10 protein-coding genes are annotated in these 7,601 nt (G+C 68.2%); 9 read left to right on the forward strand and 1 reads right to left on the reverse strand.

From position 1 onward, the window contains the following. The 6 genes from LQT98_RS17290 to LQT98_RS17315 all read left to right on the forward strand — a co-directional run. A partial coding sequence (locus LQT98_RS17290) for an NAD(P)/FAD-dependent oxidoreductase (RefSeq protein WP_231463835.1) occupies positions 1 to 822 on the forward strand: 822 nt, incomplete at its 5' end. Beyond that, on the forward strand, positions 819 to 1,451 hold the full coding sequence (locus LQT98_RS17295; protein ID WP_053074385.1) for an FMN-binding negative transcriptional regulator: 633 nt from the start codon (positions 819 to 821) through the stop codon (positions 1,449 to 1,451). The genes LQT98_RS17290 and LQT98_RS17295, both read left to right, overlap by 4 nt. Then, the gene (gene zapE, locus LQT98_RS17300) at positions 1,444 to 2,517 is read left to right on the forward strand and encodes a cell division protein ZapE (RefSeq protein WP_048410055.1); all 1,074 of its coding nucleotides are present in this window, start codon (positions 1,444 to 1,446) and stop codon (positions 2,515 to 2,517) included. The genes LQT98_RS17295 and zapE overlap by 8 nt, the downstream gene beginning before the upstream one ends. Next, positions 2,508 to 2,897 (forward strand): tautomerase family protein, encoded by a 390-nt coding sequence (locus LQT98_RS17305; protein WP_053074384.1) that lies wholly within the window; start codon positions 2,508 to 2,510, stop codon positions 2,895 to 2,897. The genes zapE and LQT98_RS17305 overlap by 10 nt, the downstream gene beginning before the upstream one ends. Next, entirely contained in the window at positions 2,897 to 3,400 is a 504-nt protein-coding gene (locus tag LQT98_RS17310; protein WP_231463838.1) for a flavin reductase family protein, read from the forward strand. Before LQT98_RS17305 ends, LQT98_RS17310 begins: the two co-directional genes overlap by 1 nt. Continuing rightward, on the forward strand, positions 3,397 to 4,278 hold the full coding sequence (locus tag LQT98_RS17315; protein WP_231463839.1) for an isocitrate lyase/PEP mutase family protein: 882 nt from the start codon (positions 3,397 to 3,399) through the stop codon (positions 4,276 to 4,278). The genes LQT98_RS17310 and LQT98_RS17315 overlap by 4 nt, the downstream gene beginning before the upstream one ends. Positions 4,279 to 4,281: 3 nt before the next feature. On the opposite strand, the gene LQT98_RS17320 is transcribed toward LQT98_RS17315, so the two are convergent. Next, positions 4,282 to 4,827, reverse strand: a complete 546-nt coding sequence (locus LQT98_RS17320; protein ID WP_048410052.1) for a TetR/AcrR family transcriptional regulator — start codon at positions 4,825 to 4,827, stop codon at positions 4,282 to 4,284. Between the two features lie 96 nt (positions 4,828 to 4,923). Here LQT98_RS17320 and LQT98_RS17325 point away from each other — a divergent pair, with 96 nt between their 5' ends. The 3 genes from LQT98_RS17325 (at position 4,924) to LQT98_RS17335 (ending at position 7,522) form a co-directional block, all read left to right on the forward strand. Then, on the forward strand, positions 4,924 to 5,526 hold the full coding sequence (locus LQT98_RS17325) for a DJ-1/PfpI family protein (protein WP_048410051.1): 603 nt from the start codon (positions 4,924 to 4,926) through the stop codon (positions 5,524 to 5,526). A gap of 162 nt (positions 5,527 to 5,688) precedes the next feature. Continuing rightward, positions 5,689 to 6,462: an isocitrate lyase/PEP mutase family protein gene (locus LQT98_RS17330; protein ID WP_231463841.1), complete on the forward strand. Its 774-nt coding sequence runs from the start codon at positions 5,689 to 5,691 to the stop codon at positions 6,460 to 6,462. Then, complete coding sequence (locus LQT98_RS17335) at positions 6,449 to 7,522, forward strand: bifunctional transcriptional activator/DNA repair enzyme AdaA (protein ID WP_231463843.1); 1,074 nt, start codon at positions 6,449 to 6,451, stop codon at positions 7,520 to 7,522. The genes LQT98_RS17330 and LQT98_RS17335 overlap by 14 nt, the downstream gene beginning before the upstream one ends. The last annotated feature ends 79 nt before the right edge of the window (positions 7,523 to 7,601 follow it).

The raw sequence follows: 7,601 nt of genomic DNA on the forward strand, positions 1-7,601 counted from the left end.
GCGCTGAGCGCCGCCGCCGGCTACCACGGCGGCCTGCTGTTCGAGGATGGCGGCCAGATCGACCCGCTGGCGCTGGCGCGCGGCCTGGCCGAACGCTGCCGCCGGCGCGGCGTGGTGCTGCTGGAGCGCTGCCCGGCCAAGCTGCTGGAACTGAAAAGCCGCGACGGCATGCATGTGATCCGCACCCCGCGCGGCAGCCTGCGCGCCGGCCGCGTGCTGCTGGCCGGCAACGCCTACAGCCGCGACGGCATCGCCGCCGTCGCCCGCCGCAGCGTGCCGCTGACGCTGGCGCTCGGACAGTTCGAACTGAGCACGGAACAACAGGTGCGAGTGCTGCCCGCCGACATCCCCTTCTCCGACAACCGCCGCGATATGTGGTTTTTCCGCAAAACCCCGGAAGGCCGGCTCCTGACCGGCCTGTTCGCGCTGCGTTCCGACGCCGGCCCGGAGCATTACGCCACCGCGCTGCGCCAGCGCATCCAGGTCGTGTTCGGCCTGGAACCCGCCGGCGAACCGCTGCTGTGGGCCGGCCATGTCGGCCTCACCCCGTCCGGCCGGCCCAGCCTGCAATGCGTCGACGACGGCGTACTGGCCTGGACCGGCTGCAATGGCCGCGGCCTGGCGCTGTCCTTCATGCTGGGCCGGGCGCTGGCGCGGCAGCTGATAGGCGCCGGCCCGGCCCCCTTGCCATTCAATTCGCGACCGCTGCGCGGCCGCGCGCTGCTAAAGTGGATGACCGAAGCGGCCATCGCCCATGACCGGCGGCGGCGCGCGCGGCGGCTGCCGGCAGAACCGCATTTGCGAAAGGAAGCTACCCAGTGAGTTCATGCGCCTTCCATTACTCGGAATACCGCTGCACCCGCCCCGAGCTGATCGACCAGATGATCGCCCGCTACCCGCTGGCGCTGATCAGCAGCGAGCACCAAGGCCAGCGGCACAACAACCACATTCCGCTGTTCCGCACCGCCGACCGCACCTTGTTCGGCCATGTCGACCGCCGCAATCCGCAATTCCAGGGCCGCGGCCGCTTTCCCGCGCATCTGGTGTTCATGGGCCCGCAAAGCTATATCCCGCCGGAAGCCTACCGCAGCCGGCTGCTGCCCACCTGGAACTACGTCGCGGTGCACATGGACGTCGAAATCGAAGTCCTCGACGATCTGGAATCGGCCCGCGCCGCGCTGCGCGACACCTGTGAGCGGCTGCAGCCGCCGCAGGCATCGTTCCAGTACGACGCCGCCGATCCCAGAGTGATCGCCAACGCGCCGCACATCCTCGGCCTGTGCATCCACGTGCTGCGCGAGGAAGGTCGCTTCAAGCTATCGCAGGATAAAAAGCCGGAAGACCAGCAAGCGGCGCTGGACCATCTGCTGCGCCGCGACGAGGCCGGCGAGCGCGCGCTGCTGGACGCGCTGCTGCGTTTTGCCGAAACCGCGGAGCCGGCGCATGCTTGAGTCCTCCGCCCTGGCGCGGCGTTTCGCCGAGCGAGGCGTCCTGCTGGACCCCGGCCAGCGCCGCGCCGCCGACGCGCTGGACGCGCTGTGCCTGCAGCCCCGGCCCGCCGCCGGCTGGCTGCGGCGACAGCAAGGCCCCGCCGGCGCCTATCTGTGGGGCGAACCCGGCCGCGGCAAGACCATGCTGATGGATGGGCTGTTCGCCTTGTCCACCCAGCCGGCGCAGCGCATCCACTACCATCAGTTCCTGCGCGATCTGCACCGCGGCCTGGCCCAGGCCGGCGGCGAGCACGCCAACTACCTGCCGGCGCTGGCCAAGCGCGTGGCCGGGCAAAGCCGTTTGTTCTGCCTGGACGAATTCCATCTGCACGACATTGCCGACGCCATCCTGATGGAGCGCTTCCTGACCGTGCTGCTGGAAGAGCGCGTGCAAGTGATCCTGACCTCCAACTACGCGCCGGAACAACTGCTGCCGGACCCGCAGCTGCATCGCTACGCGCTGCGGGTGATCGCGCTGATCCAGCAACACCTGGCCGTGCTGCACCTGGACGGCGCGCAGGACTACCGCTACCGCGAGGCCGCCAGCGCCGAACACTATCTGCACCCCTGCGACGCCGACGCCGAACAAGGCCTGCGCCGGCTGCTGCGGGAAGACGGCCTGCAACTGACCGACGGCGGCGGCGTCAGCCTGTCCGGCCGGCCGCTGCCGACGCGGGCGCAAGGACCGGGCTGCGTCTGGTTCGACTTCGACGCCATCTGCCTGGGGCCGCGCTCCCACCTGGACTACCTGGAAATCTCGGAACGCTGGCACACCGTGATCGTCTCCGACATCGCCCAGGCCCAGCTGAACAAGGCGGACGGCCTGCGCCGCTTCATCTGGCTGGTGGACGTGCTCTACGACCGCCGCCAGCGCCTGCTGCTGATCTCCGAACGCCCGATCGAAACCATGCTGCGCGAAGTGGCGCTGTCGGTGGACACCCACCGCACGCTGAGCCGGCTCGCCGAAATGCAATCCGCCTCCTTCGCCGCCGCCACCGCCATAGAAATGAGCCCCTTATGCCAATAGTCAGAATCGAGGACGCCGCCGCGCGCGCGCCCGAACAGCGCCAAGCCATCATCCACTGCGTCTACGACGCGCTGCGCGCCGTGTTCGGCGTCAGCGACGAGGAATTGCAGGCGCGCTACCAGCGCTATGCGCCGGAAGACCTGCTGCCGCCGGGCGGCGATCCGGACTACCTGCACATCGAAATCACCGTCTTCGCCGGCCGCAAGCCGGACACCAAGAAAAAACTCTACGCCCGGCTGGCCGCCGACCTGGCCGCGCTGCTGGACATCGCGCCCGCCTCGGTGCTGATCCTGCTGCGCGAAGAGCCGGCCGACAACTGGGGCATGCGCGGCGGCGTGGCCGCCAGCGAAATCGACTTCGGCTACGCCATCGCCGTCTGATGAGCGCCGGCAACCTCGCACTGCGCCAGGCCCTGGGCAGCTTCGCCACCGGCGTCGCCGTCGCCTCGGTGCTGGACCCCGACCACGGCCCGCTGGGCCTGACCATCAACGCCTTCAGTTCGGTATCGCTGGAACCACCGCTGATCCTGTGGTGCTTGCGCAAGCAATCCCGCGCCGCCGCCAGCTTTCTTTCCACCGAGCGCTTCGCCATCCAGGTGCTGAGCCGGCAGCAGCAAGACTTGAGCCGCCTGTTCGCCAGCCCCGGCCTCGAAGAACGCAAGCGCGCCCAGTTCACCCGCCAGCGCCACGGCGCGCCGCTGCTCAGCGGCGTCGCCGCCTGGCTGGCCTGCCGCCGCAAATGCCAGCACGAGGAAGGCGATCACCTGATCTTCATCGGCGAAGTGCTGGAAGCCCAACACGAGCCGGAACGCCAGCCGCTGGTCTACTGGCGCGGCGACTACCACCAGACCCATCCCCTAGCCACTCTGGAACCGCAACCATGACGCAAAACAGCAAACACACCCTGCGCCGCCTGACAGCCAGCCGCTCCGGCCTGCTGGTGCCCGGCGCCTACAATGCGCTGAGCGCGCGCATCGTCGAGGACCTCGGCTTCGGCGCGCTCTACCTGACCGGCGCCGGCCTGACCAATATGCAGCTGGGCCTGCCGGACCTGGGTTTTGTCGGCCTGAAGGAAGTGGCGGACCAGGTTTCCGCCATCCGCGACGCGGTGTCGATTCCCATCATCGTCGATGCCGACACCGGCTTCGGCAACGCGCTCAATGTGCGCCGCACCGTGCGCGTGCTGGAACGCGCCGGCGCCGACGCCATCCAGCTGGAAGACCAAGTGCTGCCGAAGAAATGCGGCCACTTCTCCGGCCAGAACCTGATCAGCGCCGCCGAAATGTGCGGCAAGATCCAGGCGGCGGCGGAAGCGCGCCAGGACGAGAACCTGCTGATCATCGCCCGCACCGACGCCTGCGCGGTGGACGGCATCGACGCCGCCATCGAGCGCGCCGGCCGCTACGCCGAAGCCGGCGCCGACGTGCTGTTCATCGAAGCGGTGCGCGAACTGGACGACATCCGCCGCCTGCCGGCGCTGTTCGAGCGCCCCTTGCTGATGAATATCGTCATTGGCGGCAAGACCCCGGCGCTGAGCGCCGCGGAACTGAAGGAACTGGGCTATGGCCTGGTGCTGTACGCCAACGCCGCGCTGCAAGGCGCGGTGCTGGGCATGCAGCGGGCGCTGGGCGTGCTGGCGCGCGACGGCATCCTGCAGGAAGACCCGCAGTTGGTGGTCCCCTTCGCCGAACGCCAACGCCTGGTCAACAAGCCGCTCTACGACGAACTGGACGCGCGCTACGGCGCCGCCGGGCAGGACTGAGGGCTAGCCGCCCGCCAAGCGGCCGACCAGCGCCAGCGCGCCACGGGCCAGCCGCTCAAACTGGCCCGCCTGGTGGCGCGCCCCGGTCTGCTGCCCGCCTATCAGGCACAGATGCGCCGCCTGGCCGATCAACTCAGCCTCGGCGGCGGAGCGCCCCAGGCGGCCGGCGGTTTCGATCGCGAACGCCAGCCGGCGGGCATCGACCCGCTGCTGGAAGGCCGCCGCCAATGGATCGCACAAGGCCCAGGCGCGGATGGCCACCTCCCGCCCCGGCTGCTTTTCCGCCGCAATCCGCAAATAACGCAGCAAGGTAGCGCCGGCGCTGCGCCCCTGCGCCGCATGGGCGAGCATGCGCTCGGTGTAATCCTCCTCCCAGGCGGCCAGCAGCGTGCGGACAAAGTCTTCCCGGTTGCGGAAATGGTGGTAGAAGGAACCGCGCGTCACATTCAGCCGGCGCGCCAGGTTTTCGGCCGACAGGCCGGCATGCCCCTCCTGATCCAGCGCGGCAAAGCCGGCGAGAATCCAATCCTTGCGCGACAGTGTTTTCATGCGCCGCCCTCCATACAGGCTGTGTATGGCCGCCGCTGGATTGCTAGGCTGCGAACTCCCGCGGAAACCGCATTCAACCTGCTCCAGGAGTTCGCCTTGAAAGACATCGCGCTTATCGCCTTCGACCACTTCACTGACATCGACCTATTCCTCATGTGGGACCTGCTGGGCCGCAACGGCAAAGACTGGCGCGTGCGCATCCTGGGCGCACAGCCGGTCCTGCATTCGGCGCACGGCCTGACGGTGCCGACGCACGGCCCGCTCGCGGACGCCAATTACGCCGATGCGGTGCTGTTCTCCAGCGGCAAGCAAGGCGTGCCCGCCGCGCTCGCCGACCCGGACTTTCTGCCCGCGTTCGCGCTGGACCCCCGCCGTCAACGCATCGGCTCCATCTGCGGCGGCGCCTTCATCCTGGAACGGCTGGGCCTGCTGCCGCAGGGCCGCGCCACCACCCATCCGGATGCGAAAGCCGCTTTGCAGGCACAGGGCCTGCAAGTCCTGGACCAACCCTTGGTCTGCCACGGCAATATCGCCACCGCCGGCGGCTGTCTCGCCTCGCTCTACCTGGTGGGCTGGCTGGTGGAATCGCTGTTTGACGCCGACAAGCGCCGCGAAACCCTGCTGCCGGTGCTGCCCGCCGGCCAACAGGCGATTTACGAAGCCTTGATCGACGACAGCCTCCGCCTCAGCGCATCTTGAGGCCGCCGCCAGTATAACCGCGCCGGTCATGCCATTAGAATTTTTCGTTCGCATTCAAACACCGGCGCGGCGGCAAGCCGCCCGCAAAATACTCGTCCGATTTTCGGTTGTGACGGTCTTGGGCGCCCCCTAAGCTGTGCGCATTCCAACCGGAGCACACCCATGGACTTCGCCGCCCTGCACCACCAAGCCGAACCGCTGTTGATCGCCAATGTCTGGGACGCCACCAGCGCCCGCCTCGCCGAACAGGCCGGCTATGCCGCCATCGGCACCTCCAGCGCGGCGATGGCCGCCATGCTGGGCCACGAGGATGGCGAAGCACTCGGCTTTACCGAATTGCGCCAGCTTGTCGCCCGCCTGCGCACCGCCAGCCGCCTGCCCCTGAGCGTGGACATGGAAGCCGGCTACGGCGACAGCCCCGAGCGCATCGCCGCCAATCTGAGCGAACTGGCCGCGCTCGGCGTCGTCGGCGTCAACCTGGAAGACAGCGTGGTGCGCCAAGGCCAGCGCAGCCTGCAGGATGCGGCTGCATTCGCCGCCATGCTGACGGCGGTGCGGACAGCGCTGCGCCAAGCCGGCCACACGCTATTCCTCAATATCCGCACCGATCCCTTCCTGCTGGGCCTATCCGACGCGCAAGCGCAGACCATCGCCCGCGGCCGCCTGTACGCCGCCCACGGCGCCGACGGCCTGTTCGTGCCTTGCGTGGTACAAGAAACGGACATTCGCGCCATCGTCGAAGCGGTGCCGCTGCCCTTGAATGTGATGTGCATGCCGGCCTTGCCGGACTTCGCCGCGCTGGCGCGGCTGGGCGTCAAACGCCTCTCCATGGGCAATGCCGTCCACGAACAATTGCAGCGCAGCTTGCTGAACATGCTGCACAATATCCGCGCCCAACAATCCTTCCAGGCCGTCTTCACCCATGCTGATCACTGACACCGAACAGGCCGACGGCTATTACCGGGCGCTGCTGGAACGCGCCGAGGCATACAACGGCATTTTCTTCGTCGCCGTCCGCACCACCGGCGTGTTCTGCATCGCCAGTTGCCGCGCGCGCAAGCCGAAACGGGAAAACGTCGAGTTTCACTCCAGCTTCAAATCCGCGCTGGATGCGGGCTTCCGGCCCTGCAAGATCTGCCGCCCCACCGAGAACGCCCACGCCGCGCCGCCGGCGGTGGCCCAGGTCATGACCTGGCTGCGGGCCAGCCCCAAGGACCGGATCAGCGATGGCCAGCTCAGACAGCGCGGCATCAGCCCGGAAGCGCTGCGCCGCTGGTTTCTCCAGCACCACGGCATCACCTTCCACGCCTTCCAGCGCATGCTGCGCATCAATACCGCGCTGCGCGAACTCAAGGGCGGCCGCAGCGCCACCGAGGTCGCGCTCGACAGCGGCTACGACTCGCTCAGCGGCTTTGCCCACGCCTACAAGAAACTGACCGGCAGCGCTCCCAGCGACAGCGCGCGCGTCATCCTGCTGCACCGCTTCACCACCCCGCTGGGCCCGATGCTGGCCTGCGCGACGGAGCGCGGCCTGTGCCTGCTGGAATTCACCGACCGGCGCATGCTGGAAACCGAATTCAAAGACCTGCAACGCCTGCTCAAGGCGCGGATCATCGCCGGGGAAAACGCGCACACCCGGCAAGCGGAAACAGAGATAGGCGAATACTTTGCCGGCCGCCGGCGACATTTCGACGTGGCGCTGGACACGCCGGGCAGCGAATTCCAGCGCGGCGTATGGCAAAGCCTGCGAGCGCTCGACTACGGCAGCACCCACAGCTATCAAAGCCTGGCGGAACGGCTGGGCCGGCCCAGCGCGGTGCGCGCGGTGGCCGCCGCCAATGGCGCCAACCGCATCGCCATCATCGTTCCCTGCCACCGCGTGCTGGGCAAGGACGGCGCGCTGACCGGCTATGGCGGCGGCCTGGCGCGCAAGCAATGGCTGCTGGAACACGAACGCGGGCGGGCCATGGACTCGACGTTCCGGCTGGAGGCTTAGAACCTGTTTACGATCTTTTCTGATCGGAAGTGTTGTTCAAAGCATTGAATCCGCTACGCGGATGATGATTTAGGGCCGG

This window comes from Chromobacterium aquaticum, from assembly GCF_021129195.1.
GTDB lineage: Bacteria > Pseudomonadota > Gammaproteobacteria > Burkholderiales > Chromobacteriaceae > Chromobacterium > Chromobacterium aquaticum.